The sequence below is a fragment of the Pseudomonas sp. S3_C06 genome (genome assembly GCF_054667675.1).
Window position 1 is genome coordinate 5,336,226 of the sequence record NZ_CP162747.1, and the last position, 25,471, is coordinate 5,361,696.

General features: G+C 59.1%; 25 protein-coding genes. 7 read left to right on the top strand and 18 right to left on the bottom strand.

The annotated features are described in order from the left end of the window. The first annotated feature begins 13 nt into the window (after positions 1-13). Both AB4N44_RS23710 and pdxH read left to right on the top strand, forming a co-directional pair. Positions 14-1,120, top strand: coding sequence for an OmpA family protein (locus tag AB4N44_RS23710; protein ID WP_460107261.1), 1,107 nt, complete (start codon positions 14-16; stop codon positions 1,118-1,120). A 24-nt stretch (positions 1,121-1,144) separates the two neighbouring features. Beyond that, the gene (gene pdxH / locus AB4N44_RS23715) at positions 1,145-1,792 is read left to right on the top strand and encodes a pyridoxamine 5'-phosphate oxidase (RefSeq protein ID WP_127926101.1); all 648 of its coding nucleotides are present in this window, start codon (positions 1,145-1,147) and stop codon (positions 1,790-1,792) included. Positions 1,793-1,797: 5 nt separating this feature from the next. On the opposite strand, the gene AB4N44_RS23720 is transcribed toward pdxH, so the two are convergent. Next, complete coding sequence (locus AB4N44_RS23720) at positions 1,798-2,034, bottom strand: hypothetical protein (RefSeq protein WP_150749381.1); 237 nt, start codon at positions 2,032-2,034, stop codon at positions 1,798-1,800. 180 nt (positions 2,035-2,214) lie between these two features. Here AB4N44_RS23720 and AB4N44_RS23725 point away from each other — a divergent pair, with 180 nt between their 5' ends. Continuing rightward, positions 2,215-2,679, top strand: coding sequence for an outer membrane lipoprotein (locus AB4N44_RS23725; protein WP_007918566.1), 465 nt, complete (start codon positions 2,215-2,217; stop codon positions 2,677-2,679). Between the two features lie 61 nt (positions 2,680-2,740). On the opposite strand, the gene AB4N44_RS23730 is transcribed toward AB4N44_RS23725, so the two are convergent. From AB4N44_RS23730 to nhaA, 3 genes are all read right to left on the bottom strand, one after another. Continuing rightward, complete coding sequence (locus AB4N44_RS23730; protein WP_127926103.1) at positions 2,741-2,995, bottom strand: colicin E3-like toxin immunity protein; 255 nt, start codon at positions 2,993-2,995, stop codon at positions 2,741-2,743. 7 nt (positions 2,996-3,002) lie between these two features. Then, positions 3,003-4,223: an S-type pyocin domain-containing protein gene (locus tag AB4N44_RS23735; protein ID WP_460107258.1), complete on the bottom strand. Its 1,221-nt coding sequence runs from the start codon at positions 4,221-4,223 to the stop codon at positions 3,003-3,005. A gap of 160 nt (positions 4,224-4,383) precedes the next feature. After that, complete coding sequence (gene nhaA, locus AB4N44_RS23740) at positions 4,384-5,574, bottom strand: Na+/H+ antiporter NhaA (RefSeq protein WP_150775288.1); 1,191 nt, start codon at positions 5,572-5,574, stop codon at positions 4,384-4,386. A gap of 251 nt (positions 5,575-5,825) precedes the next feature. Between nhaA and AB4N44_RS23745 the strand changes: the two genes are divergently transcribed. Then, a complete protein-coding gene (locus AB4N44_RS23745) occupies positions 5,826-6,920 on the top strand; it encodes a PLP-dependent cysteine synthase family protein (protein ID WP_150775289.1) in 1,095 nt (364 codons plus the stop codon). A 115-nt stretch (positions 6,921-7,035) separates the two neighbouring features. On the opposite strand, the gene AB4N44_RS23750 is transcribed toward AB4N44_RS23745, so the two are convergent. From AB4N44_RS23750 to AB4N44_RS23760, 3 genes are all read right to left on the bottom strand, one after another. Continuing rightward, positions 7,036-8,649: an NAD(P)/FAD-dependent oxidoreductase gene (locus AB4N44_RS23750; protein ID WP_150749377.1), complete on the bottom strand. Its 1,614-nt coding sequence runs from the start codon at positions 8,647-8,649 to the stop codon at positions 7,036-7,038. A gap of 97 nt (positions 8,650-8,746) precedes the next feature. Continuing rightward, complete coding sequence (locus AB4N44_RS23755; protein ID WP_150749376.1) at positions 8,747-9,400, bottom strand: COG3650 family protein; 654 nt, start codon at positions 9,398-9,400, stop codon at positions 8,747-8,749. Positions 9,401-9,459: 59 nt separating this feature from the next. After that, positions 9,460-10,059, bottom strand: a complete 600-nt coding sequence (locus tag AB4N44_RS23760; protein ID WP_127926109.1) for a short chain dehydrogenase — start codon at positions 10,057-10,059, stop codon at positions 9,460-9,462. A gap of 104 nt (positions 10,060-10,163) precedes the next feature. Here AB4N44_RS23760 and AB4N44_RS23765 point away from each other — a divergent pair, with 104 nt between their 5' ends. Further along, positions 10,164-11,093: a LysR family transcriptional regulator gene (locus tag AB4N44_RS23765; RefSeq protein WP_127926110.1), complete on the top strand. Its 930-nt coding sequence runs from the start codon at positions 10,164-10,166 to the stop codon at positions 11,091-11,093. Positions 11,094-11,187: 94 nt separating this feature from the next. Here AB4N44_RS23765 and AB4N44_RS23770 read toward each other — a convergent pair whose 3' ends face one another. From AB4N44_RS23770 to AB4N44_RS23810, 9 genes are all read right to left on the bottom strand, one after another. Then, a complete protein-coding gene (locus AB4N44_RS23770) occupies positions 11,188-11,664 on the bottom strand; it encodes a DoxX family protein (protein ID WP_460107253.1) in 477 nt (158 codons plus the stop codon). Next, positions 11,661-12,419 (bottom strand): HvfC/BufC N-terminal domain-containing protein, encoded by a 759-nt coding sequence (locus AB4N44_RS23775; RefSeq protein WP_316917768.1) that lies wholly within the window; start codon positions 12,417-12,419, stop codon positions 11,661-11,663. The genes AB4N44_RS23770 and AB4N44_RS23775 overlap by 4 nt, the downstream gene beginning before the upstream one ends. After that, the gene (bufB, locus tag AB4N44_RS23780) at positions 12,416-13,303 is read right to left on the bottom strand and encodes an MNIO family bufferin maturase (RefSeq protein WP_460107251.1); all 888 of its coding nucleotides are present in this window, start codon (positions 13,301-13,303) and stop codon (positions 12,416-12,418) included. Before bufB ends, AB4N44_RS23775 begins: the two co-directional genes overlap by 4 nt. 25 nt (positions 13,304-13,328) lie before the next feature. Then, positions 13,329-13,634, bottom strand: a complete 306-nt coding sequence (locus AB4N44_RS23785; RefSeq protein ID WP_127926114.1) for a BufA1 family periplasmic bufferin-type metallophore — start codon at positions 13,632-13,634, stop codon at positions 13,329-13,331. 292 nt (positions 13,635-13,926) lie between these two features. Next, on the bottom strand, positions 13,927-14,628 hold the full coding sequence (locus AB4N44_RS23790; RefSeq protein WP_003222380.1) for an ABC transporter ATP-binding protein: 702 nt from the start codon (positions 14,626-14,628) through the stop codon (positions 13,927-13,929). Then, on the bottom strand, positions 14,629-15,396 hold the full coding sequence (gene livG, locus AB4N44_RS23795; protein WP_041478028.1) for a high-affinity branched-chain amino acid ABC transporter ATP-binding protein LivG: 768 nt from the start codon (positions 15,394-15,396) through the stop codon (positions 14,629-14,631). Then, positions 15,393-16,649: a high-affinity branched-chain amino acid ABC transporter permease LivM gene (locus AB4N44_RS23800; protein ID WP_038358181.1), complete on the bottom strand. Its 1,257-nt coding sequence runs from the start codon at positions 16,647-16,649 to the stop codon at positions 15,393-15,395. Before AB4N44_RS23800 ends, livG begins: the two co-directional genes overlap by 4 nt. Further along, the gene (gene livH / locus AB4N44_RS23805) at positions 16,646-17,569 is read right to left on the bottom strand and encodes a high-affinity branched-chain amino acid ABC transporter permease LivH (RefSeq protein WP_007918526.1); all 924 of its coding nucleotides are present in this window, start codon (positions 17,567-17,569) and stop codon (positions 16,646-16,648) included. The genes AB4N44_RS23800 and livH overlap by 4 nt, the downstream gene beginning before the upstream one ends. A 231-nt stretch (positions 17,570-17,800) precedes the next feature. Further along, positions 17,801-18,928, bottom strand: a complete 1,128-nt coding sequence (locus AB4N44_RS23810; protein WP_077571420.1) for a branched-chain amino acid ABC transporter substrate-binding protein — start codon at positions 18,926-18,928, stop codon at positions 17,801-17,803. A 352-nt stretch (positions 18,929-19,280) separates the two neighbouring features. Here AB4N44_RS23810 and AB4N44_RS23815 point away from each other — a divergent pair, with 352 nt between their 5' ends. Further along, positions 19,281-19,601, top strand: coding sequence for a DUF2288 domain-containing protein (locus AB4N44_RS23815; protein WP_460107246.1), 321 nt, complete (start codon positions 19,281-19,283; stop codon positions 19,599-19,601). Positions 19,602-19,880: 279 nt separating this feature from the next. On the opposite strand, the gene AB4N44_RS23820 is transcribed toward AB4N44_RS23815, so the two are convergent. Then, positions 19,881-22,079, bottom strand: coding sequence for a hypothetical protein (locus AB4N44_RS23820; protein WP_007918508.1), 2,199 nt, complete (start codon positions 22,077-22,079; stop codon positions 19,881-19,883). Positions 22,080-22,275: 196 nt separating this feature from the next. On the opposite strand from AB4N44_RS23820, the gene AB4N44_RS23825 reads away from it, so the two are divergent. Continuing rightward, positions 22,276-23,172, top strand: coding sequence for an NAD(P)-dependent oxidoreductase (locus tag AB4N44_RS23825; protein ID WP_460107243.1), 897 nt, complete (start codon positions 22,276-22,278; stop codon positions 23,170-23,172). Here AB4N44_RS23825 and AB4N44_RS23830 read toward each other — a convergent pair. Then, the gene (locus tag AB4N44_RS23830; protein ID WP_460107242.1) at positions 23,063-25,345 is read right to left on the bottom strand and encodes a putative bifunctional diguanylate cyclase/phosphodiesterase; all 2,283 of its coding nucleotides are present in this window, start codon (positions 25,343-25,345) and stop codon (positions 23,063-23,065) included. The two genes, AB4N44_RS23825 and AB4N44_RS23830, sit on opposite strands and share 110 nt — an antisense overlap. Positions 25,346-25,471: the final 126 nt, after the last annotated feature.

Sequence of the window (25,471 nt, forward strand, 5' to 3'; positions counted from 1 at the left end):
TTGTGGATTTTCAATGTCATCTAAAAAGACCCTCGCCCTGGCCCTGTGTGTAGCGATCACCGGTTGTGCACAGACCCCGAAAAACGATGCGGACGGCGGCAGTTGGTGGCCGTTCGGTTCGTCCGACAAAGTTGCGGCCAAGGAGCCAGCACCGGCTCCAGCCCCTCTGAAACCTGCGGCCACTGCACCCGTGGCCAAGACTGAAAGCAGCAGCCCGTGGTACTGGCCGTTCGGTTCCGATGATGAAGCCGTCAAAGCGGACATGAAGGCTGAGGTTGCCCCGGAAGCGAAAAAGCCAGTAGCCGTTGCCAAAGCTGAAGCCGACGCGGGTGGCAAATGGTGGTGGCCGTTCGGCGGCAAGGATCAACCCACGACCAAAGCCGTGCCGATGCCGGATCCGAAAGTGACCCAGGCCTGGCTCGACGATTACGAGCCGCGTCTGCGTGAAGCGGTCAAGGACAGCAACCTGCAACTCGAACGCCGTGAAAACGTGCTGGTCGTGACGGCACCGGTCGAAGGTTCGTTCAACCCGGATCGTCCAGCCATGCTGCTGCCGGTCACCCTCGGCCCGTTCACCCGAGTGGCGAAAATCCTTGAAGCCGACCCGAAAACTGCCGTGCTGGTCCTTGGCCACAGCGATTCCAGCGGTGCCGCGCCTGCCAACATCAAACTGAGCCAGGAACGTGCCCAGTCCATTGCGGCGATCTTCCGTCTCAGCGGCTTGCAGCGTGATCGCCTGATGCTGCGCGGCATGGGTTCCGAAGCGCCGCGTGCGGCCAACGACAGCGTTGAGGGTCGTGCCCTGAACCGTCGCGTTGAGCTGCTGGTGACCCCGCAGAACACCATGGTTGCCCTGCTGAGCAAGTACAACATGCCGGCACCGAAGCCAGTGACCATGGTTGCTGCGCAGGACGCCAAGCCCGCCGCCAAACCGGTAACCCCGGCTCCTGCGGCGAAAAAAGCCGCTGTTCCGGTAACCAAAAAGGCTCCGGCCAAGAAAGCCGCTGCCAAGGCTCCAGCGAAAAAAGCTCCAGCCAAGGCCCCAGCGAAGAAAACTGCACCAGCCAAAGCCGCCGCGACCGACAAGAAAGTCGCCGCGACCGATGCCACCAAGAAGTGATCCGCTAACGAAAAGGAATGCGCCATGACCCAGGCTCTGGCAGATATGCGTCGTGATTACACCCGGGATGGTCTGACCGAGGCGCAAGCGCCGGCCGAGCCGTTTGGGTTGTTCCACCAGTGGTTCGCCGACGCGGTGAAAACCGAACAGGCACCGGTGGAAGCCAACGCCATGACCCTGGCCACGGTCGACAAGGATGGGCGACCGCACTGTCGCATTCTGCTGCTCAAGGGCCTGGACGAGCAGGGTTTCACCTTCTTCACCAACTACGACAGCGCCAAGGGCCAGCACCTGGCGGCCAACCCGTTCGCCGCCATGACCTTCTTCTGGCCGACCCTGGAGCGTCAGGTGCGCATCGAAGGGCGGGTGGTGAAAGTCACGCCCGCGGAGTCGGATGCGTATTATCAGGTGCGGCCACTGGGCAGCCGTCTCGGTGCCTGGGCATCACCGCAGAGCCGGGTGATCAACGGGCGCGGTGAACTGGAAGATTTGCTCAAGGCTACCGAGCAGCGCTTCTCCGATACTCAGCCCGACTGCCCGGAACACTGGGGCGGTTACCGTTTGCTGCCCGAGCGCATCGAATTCTGGCAGGGCCGTCCGAGCCGTCTGCACGATCGCCTCAACTACCGTGTGCAGGGCGCCGACTGGATTCTTGAACGTCTGGCACCCTGAGCAGTCTACCGAGCGGGATAGCCTGCCGCGGCGGCCTCCAGCCACTTCGGCAGATCCCGGCGCTTGATCTTCTGCGCCTGAGCGTTCGCCAACTGCTCGAGCATGAAGGCGCGTTTGCCTTCATCCTTGCCGGCCAATGACAGCGCCAGGTCGCGATCCATCCAGCGTTTGATCCGCACATACAACCACCCATGGAAGTACAAACCGGCGGCCGTGGTGACGACGATGATGAAGTAATCCATGAAAATCCTTGGTGTCGGTGGCGCAGATTTGGCAATTTGGCGCTACTGTAGGGGCTATGTCAGGGAAAGCGTGCAGGCGTCTGTACCGCGCCTGAATGAAAGCCAATTTATCCGGGCTGCGTCGTGACAGGCGTCAAGCCACGGAGTTTAATGACTATATGTTTCTTTGGAGTTGATGCTATGCGTAAGTCTGTTCTGCTGGTTGCTTCCTTTTCCACGATGGCGATGTTGCTTACCGGCTGCCAATCGAGCCTGACCGGTGACTCCTACTCCCGTGACGAAGCGCGTCGTGTGCAGACGATTCGCATGGGCACCATCGAATCCCTGCGCCCGGTGAAAATCGAAGGCACCAAAACCCCGATCGGCGGCCTCGCTGGTGCAGCGGTCGGCGGCGTCGGCGGCAGCGCCATCGGCGGCGGCAAGGGCAGCATCGTTGCTGCGGTTATCGGTGCGGTGGCGGGCGGTCTGATCGGTTCGGCGACTGAAGAAGGTTTGACCCGCACCCAGGGTGTGGAAATCACCGTACGTGAAGACGACGGCAGCATGCGTGCCTATGTGCAGCAGGTGCAGGAGAATGAAGTGTTCCGCGTTGGCGAGCGCGTGCGCATCTCCACCGTTGGCGGGACCAGCCGCGTTTCGCACTAAGCGGGATGCAGGGTAAAGAAAACCCCGATCAGGTGACTGGTCGGGGTTTTTTGTTGGTTGCTTACCAATGGTCGCGGTAGACGAAAGCGACCTGAAAGTCGAAAGAAGATAAATCAATGGTTTGTCTAAAATGGGGTTGCAGGATATTGACCCATTGCGAGGGCACATCGAATCCTCCGTTGTTCACATTATTTTCGATTGGTATTCCAAGTGATTCGATAATTGAACCGTCATCACCGAAGTCTTTCGATAATTCTTCTCCTTCGCCCAGTTCAGTTTTCTTGTCATACCATTCAAGCCTGGCTCTTAATCCCATAGATCCCTCATAGATATTTCTTAATGCTGCGTTTCTTCTTTTTTGGCGGATCTAACTGCTTACCGGTTTTGTGGTCGAACGATCCCAAGTGAGTGCCATCACTTGCCCGGTACGTCTCAAGTTCTCCATGTAGAAAATCCCATTCATATATTGTTCTGCCTTTCGCATCCGTCCAGCGATCTCGGAGACCACCCGCGTATGGGGTTTTCTTTTTTGCTCTTCTCAAACCGGGAAATGCAGTGATATCGCTTGTTTCGGGAGCAGGATGGTAGGTATGTCCAGCTTCGGCGGTACCGTGGCGTCGAACATTTAGAACAATATAAACCGGCCGAACCCCGGAGTTCGGGGGAAACACCAGAATAAAATCCCGGTACTCCGGCGGATAAACCGGATTCACCAGAATTCCATCCGCCGCTTTCGTCGGCGGATAAACCCAGATGTGCGGTGCCTGCGGTGCAGCCTCCAGCGCGGGAATACCGAGGATGTCCGAGCCATCCACAGCAGGCGTCCAGATCAGTTCTACACCTTCGCCCAAGTCAGCAATGAACTGGCTGTCACGCAACTTGAACTGCACGACATCAACCATTTCCCAATCGCGATTCTTGCCGGTGTAGAAACCGTAGCCCTTCAGGCTGCCGTCGGCCTGCTGTTCGACCCTCAACCGAACACGCGTTCGCGCCTGTTCAAGTCCACGCAGTTGTTCGTCGGTATAGAGCGCACTGTCGCCAAGATTCGATGGCATGAACAACGCAACCAAACCAACCAAAGGCGCAACAGCCGCGCTTGATACAGCAGCGGGCAGTGCTTCAAACACCGATCCCGCCAGAGCCAGACTGCCAAATCCAACTGGAATAGCAGTTGCACCGATTTTCTTGAGAAGAACTGCGCCGCTTTCATCGGCTTCACGCGCGCCCAGCAGGATCAGGTCGCCGTAATCCTTCAGGCTGTCGGTCGGCACCATCCCCGCAGGACTGGAGTAATCGATGATCGCATCCGGCAATTTGCAGGACTTGGCGAAGACGCAGCCAGCCCGAACGGGCTCTGTCTTCTTAACCGCCACCTCACGGCTGCGCTCGAAAGCCTCCTGCCGCGCCAGCATGGCGTCGTAAGCGTTTTGTCTGGCGTCGCGCTCGGCCAGTTCAGTGGCCGTCATGTAGCGGTAGGTGACGTGATGCCCGTCGCCTTGCGGTGGGTTTTGAACCCGGGGAATGTCCTTGTTGCCAGCCACTGATCGTCCTTTCGCTCATCCATCGACAGCCCTTCGCAAAGGGCTGCGCAACGTTAACGAAGCAGGAAAATGGTGGCTGTAGGACGCGTCGCTAAAGACGTGGGGATTTGTCGCTGTGGTATCAGAAGGGCGAGGGGACAATCCCCTCGCCGCAGGTTTTCTATGCGTTGGGCAATGCTGTATTCCGGCGACTCGCCGCCGCCGTCACCGCATAACCAATCAACGCCGCCAGAATCGACCCGGTCAAAATCCCCATCCGGTCCATGCCAGCGTAATCACTCACGCCCGGTTCAAACGCCAGCGAGCCGACAAACAGGCTCATGGTGAAGCCGATCCCGCACAGGATCGCCACGCCCAGCACCTGACCCCAGTTGGCGCCTTGCGGCAGCGCGGCGATGCCGGTTTTGACCGCGAGCCAGGTCAGGCCGAACACGCCGACGGTCTTGCCCAGCAGCAGGCCGACCGCGATGCCCATCGGCACGTGATGAGTGAAGCTTTCCATGGTGACGCCGGTCAGCGACAGGCCGGCGTTGGCGAAGGCGAACAGCGGCAGAATGCCGTAGGCCACCCACGGGTGCAGCGCATGTTCGAGGGTCAGCAGTGGCGACGGCTCGGCGTTTTTCGTGCGCAATGGAATGCAGAAGGCCAGGGTTACGCCCGCCAGCGTGGCGTGGACACCGCTCTTGAGGACGCAGACCCAGAGGATCAAACCGATGATCATGTACGGCCCGAGTTTGACCACCCCGAGCCGGTTCATCGCCACCAGCGCTGCAATGCACGCTGCCGCCAGACCCAGCGACAGAGTCGACAGTTCGCCGGAGTAGAAGATCGCAATGATCACGATGGCGCCGAGGTCATCGATGATTGCCAGGGTCATCAGGAACAGCTTCAGCGATACCGGCACGCGCTTGCCGAGCAGGGCCAGCACGCCGAGGGCGAAAGCGATGTCGGTCGCGGTCGGGATCGCCCAGCCGTCGAGGGCTGCCGGATTGTCGCGGTTGAGGAACCAGTAGATCAGCGCCGGCACCAGCATGCCGCCGATCGCTGCGGCGCCGGGCAGGACAATCTGCGACGGTTTCGACAGCTGACCGTCGAGGACTTCGCGCTTCACTTCCAGGCCGATGAGCAGGAAGAACATCGCCATCAGACCGTCGTTGATCCACAGCAGCAGGGGTTTAGCGATTTTCAACGCACCGATCTGCGCCACCACCGGGGTGTCGAGCAGGCCGGTGTAGAGCCACGACAATGGCGAGTTGTTGATAATCAGGGCCAGGATGGCTGCAGCGATCAATAACAGACCGCTGGCAGCTTCCAACTGAAAGAAACGCGTGAAAGTGCTACGCAGAGGCAAGGTCGCTCTCCATCGAATCGTCAAAAAGGTGGGACACCCTAACCCGTACTGTTAGTTGTTAAAACAAAAGTTGTATTCTTTTTTGTTATATGGCGTTACAAGGTGTCTGGCTCAAGCCACGCTGAGCCTAGCAGTTGTCTGACATATTGAGACTCAGCTGTATCTGTGCGCGCTATCGGATTTTTCCTAAGCTGATGAGTGAGCCTTTTGTACACATTCATCTCCTGCCCGATTCAACGAGAACCCTCACCATGAGCGACAACCGACAGTGGGCCCGCGAAGCCATCCGCATCATCGAAGCGGATTTTCAGCGCAGCGCCGACACCCACCTGATTCCTTTGCCGCTGCCGGGTTTTGCGGGCATCGAGTTGTATTTCAAGGATGAATCCAGCCATCCGACCGGCAGCCTCAAACATCGCCTGGCCCGTTCGTTGTTCCTCTATGCGTTGTGTAACGGCTGGCTCAAGCCCGGCGCGCCGGTCATTGAGGCATCCAGCGGTTCGACGGCGATTTCCGAGGCGTATTTTGCGCGGATGCTCGGTTTGCCGTTCATTGCGGTGATGCCGGCGACCACGTCCAAAGAGAAGATCGCCCAGATCGCGTTCTACGGTGGCCAAAGCCATCTGGTGAAAGATCCTACGCAGATCTACGCCGAATCCGAGCGTTTGGCCCGCGAGCATGGCGGCCATTTCATCGACCAGTTCACCTACGCCGAGCGCGCGACCGACTGGCGGGCTAACAACAACATCGCCGAATCGATCTTCCAGCAGATGCGCTATGAGAAACATCCGGAACCGAGCTGGCTGATTTCCAGCCCCGGCACCGGCGGCACCACCGCGACGCTGGGTCGTTACGTGCGCTATCGCCAGCATTGCACCCGCGTGCTGTGCGCGGATGCCGAGCGTTCGGTGTTCTTTGATTACTACCAGACCGGCGACGCCGATTTGCGCCTCGATTGCGGTTCGCGCATTGAAGGCATTGGCCGGCCACGCGTTGAGGCCTCGTTTCTGCCCAAGGTGATCGATGCGATGGTCAAGGTGCCTGACGCCTTGTCGCTGGCGGCCATGCATTATCTGGCGCAGCGTCTGGGACGGCATGTTGGCGGGTCGAGCGGGACCAATCTGATCGGCGCCTTGATGGCGGCGCAGCAGATGAAAGCGGCGGGGGAGTCGGGATCGATCGTGGCGATTTTGTGCGATGGTGGCGAGCGGTATGCCGACACCTATTACGATCAGGATTGGCTGAAGGCGCAGGGGTATGAATTGAATGGGTTGATCGAAGCGGTGGCGGCGAGTGCCGAGCGCGGTGAGGCGCTGCCGACTTCAGTGCTACGCGCCAATATCTGACACACCGAAATCAACTGTAGGAGTGAGCCTGCTCGCGATGGCGTAATAACATTCAACATTGATGTTGAATGGACTACCGCTATCGCGAGCAGGCTCACTCCTACAGGGTTTTGTGTCAGTCAGTCAGGCCGAGGATGTCGCGCGCCACGGCTTCTGCAATGCGAATCCCATCCACACCCGCCGACAGAATCCCGCCCGCATAACCCGCGCCTTCACCGGCCGGGAACAAGCCCTTCACGTTCATGCTCTGCAGCGTTTCGTTACGAGTGATGCGCAGCGGTGACGAAGTACGCGTCTCGATCCCGGTCAATATCGCATCGTGCAGCGAGTAGCCGCGAATCTGCTTCTCGAACGCCGGCAACGCTTCGCGGATTGCCTCAATGGCAAAATCCGGCAAGGCCAAGGCCAGATCACCCAGCGCCACACCCGGTTTGTACGACGGTTCGACTTCGCCCAGTTCGGTCGATGGGATGTCGTTGATGAAGTCGCCAACCAGTTGCGCCGGCGCCTTGTAATCGCTGCCGCCGAGGATAAAGGCGTGGGATTCCAGGCGTTCCTGCAACTCGATCCCGGCCAGCGGGCCGCCCGGGTAATCGACTTCCGGCGTAATCCCGACAACGATGCCTGAGTTGGCATTGCGCTCGTTACGCGAGTACTGGCTCATGCCGTTGGTGACCACGCGGTTGGGTTCGGAGGTCGCCGCGACCACGGTGCCGCCCGGGCACATGCAGAAGCTGTAGACCGAGCGGCCGTTCTTGGCGTGGTGCACCAGTTTGTAGTCGGCAGCCCCGAGTTTCGGGTGGCCGGCGTACTTGCCCAGACGCGCGCGGTCGATCAGTGATTGCGGGTGTTCGATGCGGAAACCCACCGAAAACGGCTTGGCTTCCATGAACACGCCACGGCTGTGGAGCATGCGGAAGGTGTCGCGGGCGCTGTGGCCGAGGGCCAGAACCACGTGTTTCGAATGCAGGGTTTCGCCGCTCGCCAGTTGCACACCGACCAATTGGCCGTCTTCGATCAGCACATCGGTGACGCGTTCCTGGAAGCGCACTTCGCCGCCCAGTTCGCGGATCTGCTCGCGCATGTTTTCAACCATGCCGGTCAGACGGAACGTACCGATGTGCGGCTTGCTGACGTAGAGGATTTCTTCCGGCGCGCCAGCCTTGACGAACTCGTGCAGGACTTTGCGGCCGAGGAACTTCGGGTCCTTGATCTGGCTGTAGAGCTTGCCGTCGGAGAACGTGCCCGCACCGCCTTCGCCAAACTGCACGTTGGATTCCGGGTTGAGCACGCTTTTACGCCACAGGCCCCAGGTGTCTTTGGTGCGCTGGCGGACTTCGGTGCCGCGTTCGAGGACGATCGGCTTGAAGCCCATTTGCGCCAGCAGCAGGCCGGCGAAGATCCCGCACGGGCCGAAACCGACAACGATCGGACGCTGGCTCAGGTCGCTTGGCGCTTCACCTACGAATTTGTAGCTGACATCCGGCGCCACGTTGACGTTACGGTCATCGGCGAACTTGCCCAACACGTTGGCCTCGTCGCGTACGTTGAGGTCGATGGTGTAGATGAAGCACAGTTCGGAGGACTTTTTGCGCGCATCGTAGCTGCGCTTGAACAAGGTGAAATCGAGCAAATCATCGCTGGCGATGCCCAGACGTTGCACGATCGCAACGCGCAGGTCTTCTTCGGGATGGTCGATTGGCAGCTTGAGTTCAGTGATTCGTAACATGGCGAGGATCCGGGTTCGCGGGGCGCACAACTGCGCCAGGGCGTTTGAAGGCCGCGATTATAAGCCGCAAAGGCCGGATCCGGTGAGGCTAAAACGCTCAGTCGTTGCGCGATCCGCCGAAATACCCGCAACCGCGCTGCACCTGGCCGTCGATGCGCAACTCGGCGCTCATGTGCTGCACGCTGCCGGTGCTGCTGTCGACGCAGCGTTGCGGCGCGACCCACAATTCGATGCGCTGATTGTTGGCTTCGCTGCTCAGGTTGAAGCGGCCGTCGCCCAATTGATCTTCAATATACGGCACGGCAAGTGGCGGCTGACCTTCGCGGTCGATGACCATGCCTTTGCCGCTGACTTTGACGTTCCATTCCGGGCCGTGGCCGGTGGCGCGCAGGATCAGCAGTTTGAAGTTGGGGTCATCGCAGGCAGTGCCCGAGCGTTCGACGCGATACAGCTGCGTCAGATCGAGTCGATCACCGGCGACTTTGCCACGAACGTCGGCAAACAGTTTGCCTTGCTCGTCGGCGAGGGTCGCGGCTTCCTGCAGAATGCTGGTGCCACCCATGTCATTGACGACGAGTTGGCGCTGATCCTGGCATGGCTGGAACACCAGTTTGCCGTCAGCGGCGGTCAGTTGCCCCTGCATCCGCGTCTGCCCGACGTGCGAGGCACTTTCTCGCTGGCCATCGAACAACTGGCATGCGGCAAACAACGGCAGCAGGGCAACAACGACTAACGAACGGGCAACACGCATCTTCGGCTCTCCAGACAAGTGTCGCCACGTTACGCAGCCTGACCGTTCATCACAAGGGTTTAACCCACGTGAAATGTCTGACCTGTCTGCAGGCCTTCGACACTCTTCGCGTAGGCCAGCGCCACATCCGCCGCAGGAACCGGCTTGTAACCACGGAAATACGGGGCGTAGCTACCCATGGCTTCCAGCAGTACGGTCGGACTGATCGAGTTCACTCGCAAGCCGCGTGGCAGTTCGATGGCCGCTGCGCGGACGAAGCTGTCCAGCGCACCGTTGACCAGTGCTGCCGAGGCACCGCTGCGGATCGGATCGTGGCTGAGTACGCCGGTGGTGAAGGTGAACGAGGCGCCATCGTTGGCGAATTCGCGGCCGATCAGCAGTAGATTGACCTGGCCCATCAGTTTGTCTTTGAGACCGAGGGCGAAGCTGTCTTCATTCATCTCACCAAGCGGGGCGAAGGTCACGTTGCCCGCCGCGCACACCAGTGCATCGAACTTGCCGGTCTGTTCGAACAGTTTGCGGATCGATGCGCTGTCACTGATATCGACATTGAAATCGCCGCTTTTGCGACCGATACGAATGACTTCGTGGCGTTGCGACAGTTCTTTGTCCACGGCCGAACCGATGGTGCCACCAGCGCCTATCAACAGAATTTTCATCAAGCCGTACCTCAAGTGATTGAACGAGGCTTCAGTCTAGAGTGGTTTTTTCTGCGGATAAGCGCGCTAATAGGCAACCTTTGGTTTTCAACTGGAAACAATCCATGAGCGAGATGGATGATCTGGCGGCGTTCGCGGTGTTGATCGAAGCGGGTAGTTTTACCCTGGCGGCGCAGCAATTGGGCTGCAGCAAGGGCCAGCTGTCCAAACGCATCAGCCAGCTCGAAGCGCAGTTTTCCGTGGTGTTGCTGCAACGCACCACTCGACGCTTGAGCCTGACCGCTGCCGGCGCAGCATTGTTACCACAAGCGCAGGCGCTGGTCGTTCAGGTGGAAAGGGCGCGTCAGGCCTTGGCGCGGTTAAAGGACGATATGGCCGGACCGGTCCGCATGACGGTGCCGGTGTCGTTGGGCGAAACCTTCTTCGATGGTTTATTGCTGGAGTTCTCGCATCAATACCCCGATGTGCAGATCGAACTGGAGCTGAACAACAGTTATCGCGATTTGTCCCGGGACGGCTTTGATCTGGCGATCCGCAGCGAGGTGGCCAATGACCAACGACTGGTGGCCAAACCGTTGCTGGCCTGGCAGGAAATGACCTGCGCCAGCCCGGCTTATCTCGAGCGTTTCGGTGAACCGCTGACACCACAGGCTCTGGCCGAACATCGCTGCTTGCTCAACAGCCACTACAGCGGGCGCGAGGAATGGCTGTATCACCAGCAGCATGAATTGCTGCGGGTTCGCGTGTCAGGACCGTTTGCCAGCAACCATTACAACCTGCTCAAGAAAGCCGCGCTCAGCGGCGCTGGTATCGCGCGATTGCCTTCCTACTTGCTGCAGGCGGAATTGGCTGACGGCCGATTGCGCTGGCTCCTGCGTGATTATCAGACACGACGCATGCCGATGTACCTGGTGCATCCGTATCAGGGCGGCTTGCCGAAACGCACGCAGGTGCTGGCGGACTATCTGATGGGCTGGTTCAAGCGCAGTGGCGAAGCGCTGGATCGCCTGCAGCGCGGAACCGTTCCCTTGTAGGAGTGAGCCTGCTCGCGATAGCGGAGTGTCAGTCGCGGATGAGTTACCTGACACACCGCTATCGCGAGCAGGCTCACTCCTACAGGGATTTTGCTTAGCGGGAAAGACGGCGGGCGATCAGATGATCAATCGACAACTTGCCCGGCCCGGTCGCCATCAGGTACAGCAGCACCGCCGCCCAGGTGCCGTGAGTCGGATACGCATCGGGATACACAAACAGTTGAATGGTCATGGTCATCCCCAACAGCGCCAGTGCCGAAAACCGCGTGGCGAAGCCGATCAGGATCAGCAGCGGAAAAAAATGCTCGGCAAAAGCGGCCATGTGCGCGGCAATCCCTGGCGACAGCAGCGGCACGTGGTATTCGCTCTTGAACAACGGAATGGTCGAGTCGGCCAGACGTGGCCAGCCGAGTTGAAAGCTGCCCTCGATCAGATCGATCGCCAAGCCTTCAACCTTGGTCTGCCCTGACTTCCAGAACACAGCGGCAATCGAGAAACGTGCAATGAAAGCGATCAGGCTGTGAGGGATTTTTTCCAACAGTGTGATGGCACAGGTGATGAGCGTGTTCATGGCAGTTCCTTGTTATGCAAGTGGGTGATGGCGTTACGCGCGATCAGCAGGCCGAGGGTTTGCCCGAGATCGAATTCAGGACTGTTTTCGGCCGCTGTCAGTAGCGCTTGGCCGTCGATCAGGTGGCGGATAAACATGCTGGCGCCGGGCTCAAGGGCGAACACTTCGACGTCCAGACCATTGCGCAGAACCAGTGCGTGTTGCCGCCGATTGATCTCGATGCCTTCCAGCGTCGCGTTCTGTTGATGCACTGCCCAGATCGCAACCACGGCATAAGCCGAATCGAGCAAGTGCAGCGATGGATGAAGTGCCAGGCAGAGTTCGCTCAAGGTGTGTGGGGAGGCTAGCGCTGCGGTGATTTGCTCTTGTCGCACCGGCTCGGCATCGGCGGCGTGATAGGCCTGTGTGCGCAGGTGCTCAAGGCGCGCGACATCGGCCAGGTAAGGCACGCTGGAGGCCGGCTCGAAGGCGTCGATGAAATCCGCGAACGCTTCGCCATAGCGACTCATCAACGGACTTTGTGGCGGCTGCTGCTGGACGAAAATAGCCGCCATGGCGCGAAAGAATTCAGCGCCGACCAATTGCGCAACCACCGGATAGCTGTCGCTCAACGCATTGATCAGCGAGCCCTGCACGTTGTTGCGATACACCGCGAAACGGCTCGCCGGATCAGCGCCGTTGGCGCTACACAAACCTTCTGGGCAGGGCAGTCGCGTGTCGATGAGTGCCGCCGCGAAAGCGCGTTGAGTGCTCATGTGCGTGCTCCGGCATCCAGCAAAAGCGCATCAGCTTTCCGAGCTTCCGCCAGTAGCACCGCAAACGCCGGCACTTGATTGTCGCGCTCGATCAACGTCGCCACCGGGCCGATGCGTTGCAGCACTTGCCGGTACAACCCCCAGACGGCTTGATCGATCGGCGCGCCGTGATCGTCGATCAGCAAGCGATCGCCAAGGCTGTCGCTATCTTCGGCAAACCCGGCCAGATGAATTTCACCCACCGTGTGTAATGGCAGCGCATCGAGATACACCAGCGGATCGCGCTGATGGTTCACGCAAGAAACGTAGACATTGTTGACGTCCAGCAGCAGGCCACAGCCGCTGCGGCGGATGACCTCGGCGATGAAATCTGCCTCATCGAGGGTTGAGCGTTGAAACGCCAGACAGGTTGCCGGATTCTCCAACAGCATTGGCCGTTTGAGCGTGTTCTGCACTTGATCGATATGCTCGCAGACGCGATTCAACGTCGGCGTGTCATAGGCCAGCGGCAACAGATCATTGAGAAACACCGGGCCATGGCTCGACCAGGCCAGATGTTCGGAAAAGGCTTGCGGTTGATAGCGCTGAATCAGCTCGGCAAGGCGTTGAAGATGTTGTTTATCCAGCGGCCCTTCAGCGCCGATGGACAAGCCGACACCGTGTAGCGACAGCGGATACTGCTCGCGGATCAAACCGAGAAAATGATGAAACGGACCGCCGGCCACCATGTAGTTTTCGGCGTGGACTTCGAAGAAACCGATGTCCGGTTGTGAGCCGAGCACTTCACGAAAGTGCCCGGTCTTGAGTCCCAGCCCGGCACGGGACGGGAGCCCGGTGCGGGCTGCCTGAGTGCGGGATTGGGCATGGTCATTAATAGTGAACATGATCGTCACTCAGGCAGGCCAACGATCAGGACTTGGCTTTGAAGGCTTCCAGCTGGCCGAAACCGGTCGGCGAAGTCTTGCTCTCAGTGGTGGCGCAGGTGCCTTTCGGAACGAGTTTCCAGGCGTTGGCCTGATAGTCCATTTTCGACGTGCCGGCACAGGTGGTGCCTGCGCCTGCGGCGCAATCGTTGTGACCTTTCATGGCCACGCCGAAGCATTTTTCCATGTCGGCGTCTGCGGCATGGACGGTCGATACAGCAGCCATGCTCAGGGCAGAACCGAGGGCCAGAACCAGGGCGGTGGCGGACAGGGTGCGAGTGGTAGCAGTCATGATGTTTCTCCAGTCTTGGTCAGGGTTTATACAAGCGCGTTTGCGCTTGCTTGTCCCTCTAGAGAAGCGAGGTGGCGCTGCGTTACAGCCCGCTCAAAATCTTTTTGGAATAACGCAAAAACCTGTAGGAGTGAGCCTGCTCGCGATGGCGTCATGTCAGATACTGGCGATGTTGAATGACACGACGCCATCGCGAGCAGGCTCACTCCTGCAAGGGATTTTTGGAGAATCTGAAAATCGTGCAGGCACAAAAAAACGGCCCGAAGGCCGTTTTTTTGTTGGGCGAAACACATCAACCGCCGAGGTACGCCTCGCGTACTTTCGGGTCGGTCAGCAGTGCTTCACCGGTGCCTTGCATGACCACGCGGCCGTTCTCCAGAACGTAGGCGCGGTCGGCGATTTTCAGCGCCTGGTTGGCGTTCTGCTCGACCAGGAACACCGTCACACCGTCCTTGCGCAGCTGTTCGATGATGTCGAAGATCTGCTGGATGATGATCGGTGCCAGGCCCAGCGACGGCTCGTCGAGCAGCAGCAGCTTGGGCTTGCTCATCAGCGCACGGCCGATGGCGAGCATTTGCTGTTCACCGCCGGACATGGTGCCGCCGCGCTGGTTGAAGCGTTCTTTCAGGCGCGGGAACAGGCCGAGGACCTTGTCCATCTGCTCCTGATAGTCGCCCTTGTCGGTGAAGAAACCGCCCATGGAGAGGTTTTCTTCAACGGTCAGACGGGCAAACACCCGACGACCTTCCGGCACCACCGCGATGCTTTTGCGCATGATCTGCGACGAGTCCTGGCCGACCAGTTCCTCACCCATGTAACGGATGCTGCCGCTGTGCGCTTGCGGCGAACCGCACAGCGTCATCAGCAGCGTGGACTTGCCGGCACCGTTGGCACCGATCAGGGTCACGATCTCGCCCTGACGGACTTCGACGTTGACGCTGTGCAGGGCCTGGATCTTGCCGTAGAAGGTGGAAACGTTTTCGAACTGCAGCATTTACGCTTCCCCCAGGTAGGCTTTGATCACTTCAGGATTGTCGCGGATCTGTTCCGGCGTACCGTCGGCCAGAGGCGTGCCCTGGTTGATCACGACGATGTGGTCGGAAATGCTCATGACCAGTTTCATGTCGTGCTCGATCAGCAGCACGGTGACGTTGTGCTCTTCACGCAGCACGCCAATCAGCGCCTTGAGGTCTTCGGTTTCTTTCGGGTTCAGACCGGCGGCCGGTTCGTCGAGCATGAGGATCCGCGGACGGGTCATCATGCAGCGGGCGATTTCCAGACGTCGTTGCTGACCGTAGGCCAGGGTGCCGGCGGTACGGTTGGCGAACTCCTTGAGGTTGACCTTTTCCAGCCAGTACTCGGCAAATTCCATGGCCTCGCGCTCGCTTTTGCGGAACGCCGGGGTCTTGAACAGGCCGGCCAGGAAGTTCGTGTTCAAGTGACGGTGCTGGGCGATCAACAGGTTCTCGACCGCCGTCATGTCCTTGAACAACCGTACGTTCTGGAAGGTACGCACCACGCCTTTGAGGGCGATCTTGTGGCCCGGCAGACCTTGAATCGGCTCGCCGTCCAGCAGGATGCTGCCGCCGGTAGGCTGATAGAAACCGGTCAGGCAGTTGAACACGGTGGTCTTGCCGGCGCCGTTCGGCCCGATCAGTGCAACCACCTGTTTTTCCTTGACGGTCAGGGCCACACCGTTGACCGCGAGCAAACCGCCGAAGCGCATGCTCAGGTTTTCGACTTTAAGGATCTCGCGGCTCATTTTCGCAACTCCATGTGTGGGCGTTGCATCGGCAGCAGACCTTGTGGACGCCAGATCATCATCAACACCATCAGGGCACCGAACATCAACATGCGGTACTCGCTGAACTCACGCATCATTTCCGGCAACAGGATCATCACCACAGCGGCCAGGATCACACCCAGCTGCGAGCCCATGCCACCCAGCACCACAATGGCGAGGATGATTGCCGACTCGATGAAGGTGAACGATTCCGGCGTCACCAGACCCTGACGCGCAGCGAAGAAGCTACCGGCGAAACCGGCAAACGCAGCACCGAGGGTGAAGGCGGACAGCTTGATGATCGTTGGATTCAGACCCAGTGCGCGGCAAGCGATTTCGTCCTCACGCAGCGCTTCCCACGCACGACCGATCGGCATGCGCAGCAGGCGGTTGATGACGAACAGTGCCGCCAGCGCCAGCAACAGCGCAACCAGGTAGAGGAAAATCACCTTGTTGATCGAGTTGTATTGCAGGCCGAAATACTCGTGGAAGGTTTGCATGCCTTCCGCGGCTTTACGTTCGAAGGTCAGACCGAAGAACGTCGGTTTCTCGATGTTGCTGATGCCGTTCGGACCGCCAGTGATGTCGGTCAGGTTACGGAGGAACAGACGGATGATCTCACCGAAACCAAGGGTCACGATCGCCAGATAGTCACCGCGCAGACGCAACACCGGGAAGCCCAGCAGGAAGCCGAACGTCGCCGCCATCAGGCCGGCAATCGGCAGGCAGATCCAGAAGCTCAGGCCGTAGTAGTGCGACAGCAGCGCGTAGCTGTAGGCGCCGACGGCGTAGAAACCGACGTAACCGAGGTCGAGCAGACCGGCCAGACCGACGACGATGTTCAGACCGAGGCCGAGCATCACGTAGATCAGGATCAGCGTCGCGATGTCCACCGCGCCACGGGAGCCGAAGAACGGCCACACCAGCGCCACCAAGATCAGCGCAATGATGAAATAGCGCTGAGTGGTCGGCAGGGTGAGGAAGTTGCTCGCCTTGGCCGGAATCAGCGGCAGGCCCGGCGACGCACGCCAGGCTTTGCTGATCTGCTGGTTGAACAGCACGCGCAGGAACATCAGCACCGAACAGATGGCGATGGTCGCCAGCACGGTCGGGCTGGTGTTGTGCACTTCCAGGTTGATGCCGACGATGGTCAGTTTCAAACCGAGTACCGGGTAGGCCACGGCCCACACCAGCAAGGCACTGAACAGTGCCTGTTTAAGATTCCTAGTCATACTTTCTCAACCTCCGGACGGCCCAGAATGCCGGTCGGACGGAACAACAGCACCAGAACCAACAAGCCGAAAGCCACGACGTCCTTGTACTGGTCGCCGAAGATATCGGCACCAAAGGCTTCCGCCACCCCAAGCACCAACCCGCCGAGCATGGCGCCGGGGATGCTGCCGATGCCGCCAAGTACCGCAGCGGTGAAGGCTTTGAGGCCGACGAGGAAACCGGCGTTCGGGTTGATTACCCCGTATTGCATGCTCAACAGTACAGCCGCAACGGCTGCCAGCGCGGCACCAATGACGAAGGTCAGGGCGATGATGTTGTTGGTGTTGATGCCGAGCAGGTTGGCCATCTTGATGTCTTCGGCGCAGGCGCGGCAGGCGCGACCCAGGCGAGAGCGGGAGATGAACAGCGTCAGGCCGAGCATGGCGATCAGGGTCACCACGAACACCACGATTTGCATGTAGGAAATCAGCACTTCTTGTGCGCCACCTGGGCCGAAGGCAATGTTGCCCGGAATCAGGTTGGGGATAGCTTTGTCCTTGGAGTCTTGCGCCAGCAGAACCGTGTTCTGCAGGAAGATCGACATACCGATCGCGGAAATCAGCGGGATCAGACGGTTGCTGCCGCGCAGGGGGCGGTAGGCGATCCGTTCGATGCTGTAACCGTAGGAACTGGTGACGACGATGCTGGCGATGAACGCCGCAGTCATCAACAGCGGGACACTGTCGAGTCCCATCATGGTCAACCCGGCGATGGCGATGAACGCCACGTAGGAGCCAATCATGTACACCTCGCCGTGGGCGAAGTTGATCATTCCAATGATGCCGTAAACCATCGTGTAGCCGATGGCGATCAAGGCATACATGCTGCCAACGTTCAGGCCGTTAACCAGCTGTTGGAAGAAGTGATAGATGTCAGGCATTACAGCGCTCCTAAAAACCTGATACGCATTTCACTGGTGGAGTCATTTTCCCGCCCGGCCCCGTGGATCTTTATCCACTTCGAATCCGGGTTTTGCCAGCGAACCGCTGATGACGGTTTTGAGATTTTCAGGTGGGGAGACTGGCGGATCACGCCAGCGCGGCCCAATACATTCGTAAAACAAAGCCCACGGCACGCCGTGGGCTTTATTGGCAGTCAGTCAGGCAGCGCCTTACTGAGGCGATACTTCAGTTTTAGGTTTGCCGTTGTGCCACTCGTAAACCACGAATTTGAAGTCTTTCAGGTCGCCCTTGGCGTCGAAGCTCAGGTCGCCAGTCGGGGTCTTGAAGGTACCGGCGTGAATGGCTTCAGCCACTTTGGTCGCGTCTTCGGACTTGGCTGCCTTGATGCCTTCGGCAATCACTTCAACCGCCGAGTAGGACGGGAACACGAACGGACCGCTCGGATCTTCTTTCTTCGCTTTGAAGGCATCGGCCAGGGCGATGTTGGCTGGATCCTGGTCGAAGGATTTCGGCAGGGTTACCAACAGGCCTTCGGACGCGTCCTTGGCGATCTGGGTGATCGAGTCGTTGCCCACGCCTTCCGGACCCATGAACTTGGCTTTCAGGCCTTTTTCCTGGGCTTGACGCAGGATCAGACCCAGCTCCGGGTGGTAGCCGCCGTAGTAAACGAAATCGACGTTGGCTTGCTTGAGCTTGGCGATGATCGCCGAGAAGTCTTTGTCGCCGGCGTTGACGCCTTCGAACACGGCAACCTTGGTGCCTTTCTTCTCGAGAGTCGATTTCACGGCGGTGGCGATGCCTTCACCGTACTGCTGTTTGTCGTGCAGTACGCCGACGATTTTCGGTTTGACGTGATCGGCAATGTAGTTACCGGCGGCAGGGCCCTGGGCGCTGTCGAGACCGATGGTGCGGAAGATCATTTTGTAACCACGGGCGGTGATGTCCGGGCTGGTGGCAGCCGGGGTGATCATGATCACGCCTTCGTCTTCGTAAATGTCCGAAGCCGGTTGAGTGGAGCTGGAGCACAGGTGACCGACCACGAACTTGACGCCGTCGTTGACGACCTTGTTCGCAACCGCTACCGCTTGTTTTGGATCGCAGGCATCGTCGTATTCAACGGCTTCGAGTTTCTTGCCGTCGACGCCGCCCTTGGCGTTGATTTGCTCAATGGCCATTTTTGCGCCACTGAACTGCATGTCGCCGTACTGGGCTACTGGACCGGTTTTAGGACCGGCGATACCGATTTTGATGGTGTCAGCTGCGAACGAATGGCTGGCAACCCCGGCCAGAACCATAGCGGCAAACAGTTTGGAAATCTGCTTAGTAGCCTTAGTCATAGTGCTCCACTCTTACTGTTGTAATTTTTTTGAGTTCTGGCGCCGTAGCAGCAGAACCGGGTCAGATATCTTTGCGATACCCTCCGGAAATGCCCCCGGCAACTGTACCGGTACAGTGTAGAGCGCCGGTTGTCAGCCTGGGAAGCGGGCGCCGAGGGGCAAAACTTGGGGGTGTCGCATTTTTGAATGAAAAAGACAGAATTGCGGCGGGGCGTTCGTGGGCATATAGCCCAATCAGCAGCATTCCTTGGCGTTCCTGCTCTTTTCGTTCGGTGCAGCCTTTTGCAACCGGGTTTTGCTGGCGGACCACCGACGTTATTATTCGCGTCGATTTCTTTTCCGGACAGCACCCATGAATCAAGAACCTAGCACCCTCTATGCCAAGCTGCTTGGTGAAACCGCATCTATTACCTGGAAAGAGTTGGAGCCGTTCTTCGCCAAGGGTGCCCTATTGTGGGTCGACCCTGCGCTCGATTTGATCGCCGCTGCCGAGGCCGTGGCGTCCGATGATGGCGAGAAAGTGGCTGCCTGGCTGGCCGAAGACAAGGTCGCCAAGCTGTCTGAAACGCGGGCGCTGGATCTTTTCGAGCGCGATCCCGAGATGTGGGCAGTGGTCGTTCGTCCGTGGATTCTGGTCCAGGAAAGGGCAGTTGCTGCTGACGTCGCACCCTGATGGTGCGACCTGTCGTCGGCGAAAAGTGTGTAGCGGAGTAGCGTGATGGCACGTTGCCGTAGAGAAACACCACAAGCGACGGTGGCTCACGGTGACGTAAACGTAACGGGAACAGTTTAGTAAGCAGCCTAACGGCTGCTTAATTGTTTCTGGATGTTGGAAAGGCCGAAATCTTCAGTGAATTTGAAGGCCTCTTCGCGAGCAGGCTCGCTCCCACATTTGGAATGTATTCCCCTGTGGGAGCGAGCCCGCTCGCGAATGGGGCGACTCGTTCTCAGATCAGACCGAGAACGACTTGCCGGTATGGTTATTGAGGGAAATAACCTTGGTCTTGCCAATCCGGTGACGGTAGATCTCGCGCAGGTACTTGATCGACTTCTTCACGCAATCACGCGACAGGCGAATGTCATTGATCGAGACAAACTTCTCTTTGTCGTTGATCAGCTCGCGGTACTTCTTCTCGTACATCGGTTTGATCGCGTACCAGTTGGTATCGAGGATCTTCGCCGGGTTCTCGAACTCGTTGAGCAGGTCGTCGATGCGGTCTTCGTCGAACTCTTCGTTAATGATGAAATCGAGGATCGAGTTGTCCAGCGTCTCATCGAAACGGTACGGGTTCTTCGCGAAGCAGCGCTTGATGAATGCGACGATCAGGGTCAGGAAGTCGTCCGACAGGCACGGGCTCTTGGCGATCAATGTAGTCAGCGACAGGTTGGCCGAGGCGCCGATTACCAGTGCGTAACGCTTGAGCGTGGTGTTGGGGAACAGGCTGTTGAGGTGGGTCTTCAACCGGTTCAGGTCCATGTACGACAGCTTGTAGTCTTTCGGCAGCGAAACGATCGAGACCACCGACGAGCAGTTCTTGAAGAAGTGCAGGTCGTGCAGCGCGGCGGCGTCGTAACCGGAATTCTTGTACTGCTCCAGCGATGCGCGATAACGCTTGGACTCGATCGGCAGCAGGCTGATGCCTTCAATCGCCTGCGTCACTTTGTTGAAGTGCGGCAGGTCGATCGAGCGGAAGAACAGGTCGTCGATGTTCAGGCGCTGCGGCTCTTTGTCGAACACCTTGAATTTGTCGCTGCTCGGCGGCGGGGTTTCCGGCACCACCGATTCGGCGTAGGCGATCGCCACCGGGCCGGCCAGACTCATGAACAAGTCGTTGGCGTCGAGGCGAATGGTCTCGCCGATGTCGATGCCGGCGCGGCGGAAGTAGTTCTGGTCGTAGTCAGTGGTGACTGCCTGCGCCGTCAGAATGTTGAAGATCTGCTGCGAGATGTACTGGTTGGCGTGTTTCTCCATCGCATTGACATCAATGTTCTGGATGTTGCCGTCATCGCTTTCTTCCGCGTAACGCATGATGTCGTTGGAGATCAGCATCATCGCGTTCCATGGGCGGATACGGCCCATGACGCTGGCTTCGCTGCTGTCTTCATTGGCGAAGTTGTAGGAGAAATCCCATTCTTCCGAGAGGTATTTGCACAGCAGGCGACCGGCGTTGATGTGCAACGCCTCGGACATTTCGCTGCGGTGATCGGAAATGTTCGGCAGCACGCAGATGCCGCTGGTGAAGATCGGTTCGAACACGAACGAATGACCGCTCTTGCCGTCATGCTCGTCCATCGGCTTGGTGTCGAACGTCTTGTTCATGTACGAGTGCTGCTGGGCCAGACCGAATTCCGACGCCATGCCGGAACCGGTACCGCCGCCGGCACTGAAGATCGAGAAATACAGGCGCGACTGGTTGGCCTTGATGCCGCAGCTGTCGATCAGGTACGAGTGGATCATTTTCCAGTCAGGGCTGGAGAAGCGCTGGGTGTCCTTGTTGAGGATGATCTTCGCCAGGTACTGGCCGAGGATCGGCGCGTTACCGGCGCCACCGGCGTGGACTTCGGACAAGTCCATGATCTTCATTTTGCTGTAGTCGCGCAGGAAGCCGCTTTTCTCGCCCTTGCGCGAGAAACGGATACGCCCGGCGATGTCCTTGTCGAGGTCGCCGAGCATCACCAGCGGTTCGACCAGGAACACCGGTTTGGTCGATTTGTTCGGGCCGATGCGCAGGTTGTTCTTGATCCACTGCGCCGGGCTGTAGCCCTTGTCGGCCAGTCGGCGATCCGCCGCGCGGTCTTCGTTGTTGAATTCGTTGAGGTAGAACTTGCGCGCGTTGTACACCAGTTCCGCAACATCGAGGGCGATGTTCGAGCCGCAGCGACCGAGGCCGATCAGGCACACCGAGGGGAATTCCTGGTCGTTGTGCTGTTCGTTGTCGCCTTCCAGGTGCGGTGGGCGCGGGAACACCAGATCACGCAGGCCGTCGAGGTTGTCGAGGATGCGGTCGGTATTGGTTTCGGTGAAGTACAGGTATTGCTGAGTCGACAGCGGGCGCGACGGGACCAATGGCTTCGACGATGACGGGCTGTTGGCGGCGGGGCTCAAAGTCAGATCGGATACCGCAGTGGCGGGATTGTTTTTAGAAGTCATTGTGCGCCATATACCTGGACTGGGTTGGCTCGCCGGCCAGTTGCCTGCGAACCTCACGGAATAAGATCTCGCGTCTTTTGTGCGCGAATTGAGCCCGAGCATCAGGGTTTTGGCCTGACTGTCGCTGGGGGGAATCCTTTCCTGATCGTTGATGAATCGGCCATTATTCGGCGATCTTTAATCGAAAAGAGGCAAAATGATGTCAACGCTACCTTCGTTGGGGTTCGCCGGAATCGGTCTGATGGGCCTGCCCATGTGCCAGCGTCTGTTGGCAGCGGGTTACCCGCTGACCGTGTGGAACCGCAACCCGGCCAAGTGCGCGCCACTGGTCGAGGCCGGTGCCCGGCAGGTGGCGACCGCCGCTGAATTGTGCGAGCACGCCGACGTGGTGATGTTGTGTCTGGCCGATACGGCGGTGGTTCGCGAGGTGGTGTTTGGCGCTGGCGGTATCGCCGAAGGCGCGAAAAACGGCCAGTTGCTGGTGGATTTTTCCAGCCTTGAACCGACGGCTACTCGCGAAATGGCGGCGCAACTGCTGGAGAAAACCGGCATGGCCTGGCTGGACTCACCGGTGTCCGGCGGCGTGGTCGGCGCCGAGGCGGGCAGTCTGGCGATCATGGTCGGTGGTGAGGCGGCGGATCTTGAACGCGTGCGCCCAGTGCTGCTCAACCTAGGTCAGCGCGTCACGCACATGGGCGGCATCGGCGCGGGGCAAGTGACCAAGGCCTGCAACCAGATGATCGTCGCCTGCAATGCGCTGGTGATCGCCGAGGTGGTGGCGCTGGCCGAGCAGTCCGGCGTCGATGCGAGCCTGATCGCCGAAGCGTTGGCCGGTGGATTTGCTGATTCGAAACCGTTGCAGATACTCGCACCGCAAATGGCCGAAAGCCGCTTCGAGCCAATAAAGTGGCACGTACGCACCTTGCTCAAGGATCTCGATACGGCAGTGAAGTTTTCCCGCGAACAAGGCTCGGCGACACCGATCAGCGGATTGGCCGCACAATTGATGCGCCTGCATGGGGCGCAGGGCTTTTTGGCGCAGGATCCAGCGACACTGGTGCAAATGTACCGCGCGCCAGAATCAACGGATTGAGCGCGTGTGAATGTTTGCGCTGATTGATTTCTTCCAGCACCGGGCGCAGCTCGTCCAGCGGTACCGGGCGGCTGAGCAGGTAACCCTGAATGAAGTCGCAGCCCGAGCGTTCAAGAAATTCGTATTGCTCCAGGCTTTCCACGCCTTCGGTGACCACCTGCAAATGCAGGGTGTGCGCCATGACGATGATCGCCTGGACAATCTCCATGTCGGCGGTTGCCGTGGGAATGTCGAGGATGAACGAGCGGTCGATCTTCAAGGTGTTGAGCGGCAGGCGCTTGAGGTAAGCCAGCGACGAGTAGCCAGTGCCGAAGTCGTCGATCGACAGCGACACACCGAGCGCGCGGATCTGCCGCAGCAGCACCAGGGTGTTGGCGATGTTACCCATCAACGCGTTCTCGGTGACTTCCAGTTCCAGCCGTTCCGGCGCGACACCGGCAGTGCGCAAGGCACTTTCGATTTCAGTGGCCAGTTCTTCCCGGGCGAGATTGAGCGGCGAGCAGTTCCAGGCGATTTTCAGCTCTTCGCAGCCATGCCGTGACAGTTCACCCAGATCCTTGCAGGCGCGGCGCAGCACCCAGTTGTCCAGTTCGGCAATCAAACCGTTGTTTTCGGCAATCGAGATGAAACGATCCGGGGTCAGCAAGCCATGCAGCGGATGCTGCCAGCGAATCAATGCTTCAAGCTTGGTGACGCGGCCGGTTTTCAGTTCGAAGATAGGTTGGTAATAGAGCGTCAGACCGTTTTCTTCGCGCAGGGCATGGCGCAGTTCTTCTTCCAGTTGCAGCTCGAAGCTGGCGCGGGTCTTGAGGTTGGAACTGAAAAAATGCAGGCCATTACGTCCCGCGCCTTTGGATTGATACAACGCCAGATCGGCGTGCTTGAGCAGTTCTTCGCAGGTGCTGCCATCTTCCGGAAACAGACTGATGCCGATGCTGGTGGTCATCACCATGCGGCGCCCGGCCAGTTCGATCGGCTCCTTCATTTTGAGCATGATGCGCTGGGCCATACTGCGGGCTTCTTCGCGCTCACGCAGGTTAATGAGGATGCAGAACTCGTCGCCACCGAACCGCGCGACCACGTCTTCATGGCTGCGCACCGAGCCTTTGATGTGCTGGGCGATCACCTTGAGCAGTTCGTCACCGGCGTCGTGACCGAGGCTGTCGTTGATCCGCTTGAAGTGGTCGATGTCGAGAAACATCACCGCGAGCATGCCGCCCTCGGTGGCTTTCTGGCAGAGTTTCTCGGCGAAGATCTGGTTGAAACCGCGACGGTTGATCAGGTTGGTCAGGGCGTCGTAGTTGGCCGCTTGTTGCAGCGACATGCGCGCCTGATCGAGCTGGCTGAGCAGGGCGTTGACCCGGCGCAGATCCTCTTCTTTGTTCTGCAGTTTCTTGTCGGCCAGCGCTGCACTGATCGCACTGCCAAGGATCAGCAGGATGATCAGCGCCACGGTCAGGCCCAGTTGCAGATGCCCGTTATCGCCGCCGCTCGCTGTCAGGCCTCCCTCGGGAAGAACCAGATCCAGCGCAGCCATGCCGGTGAAATGCATGCTGATGATGCCGGCGCCGAGAATCAGCGCAGCGCTGTACTTGAGCAACTGATGCGCCACGCCGCCGCCTTCGCTCAGATAGCGGGCCACCCACAGCGCGGCGAAACTGGCGCCGATGGCGATCGCCACAGACAGCGCGAACAGTCCTGGCTGATAGTAGGCGGTGGCGCTCGACTTCATCGCCGCCATGCCAACGTAATGCATGCCGGCGATGCCCAGGCCGATGACAAACGCGGTTTTCAAGCAATGCAATGCACTCGGCTGCGCTTCGCTCAGGGTTTGCATGGCCAGCCAAGAGGCGAGCAGGGCAATCAGCAACGAGAAAAGGGTGATGCCAAGGTCGTACTGAATGTCGATCGGTGTCTGGAAAGCCAGCATGCCGATGAAATGCATGGCCCAGATGCCGCCGGCCAGGCAGGTCGCGCCGATCCAGAGCCAGATCCGCCGCGACCCCGGATCTTCGGCATTTACAACGCGCTCAGCCATATCCAGAGTGGCGAAACTGGCTGCGCAGGCGACCAGATACGCAACCATCACCAGGAGAGGGTTGTGACTGCAATCGAGGATGACCTGCCCGCTCTCCGGCAGCTCGGTAACAAACTGCAAACCAAGCCACTCCATAGCATGCCCCATCTCTGAAGTCGTCCTGACTGCGCGGTGAACGCAGGCGAATGACTGGAGTATAGAGGCGGTTTTAGCCGTGCAAGGGGTAGTGGCACATTGGCGCTAATGATTTCGGCATTAGCG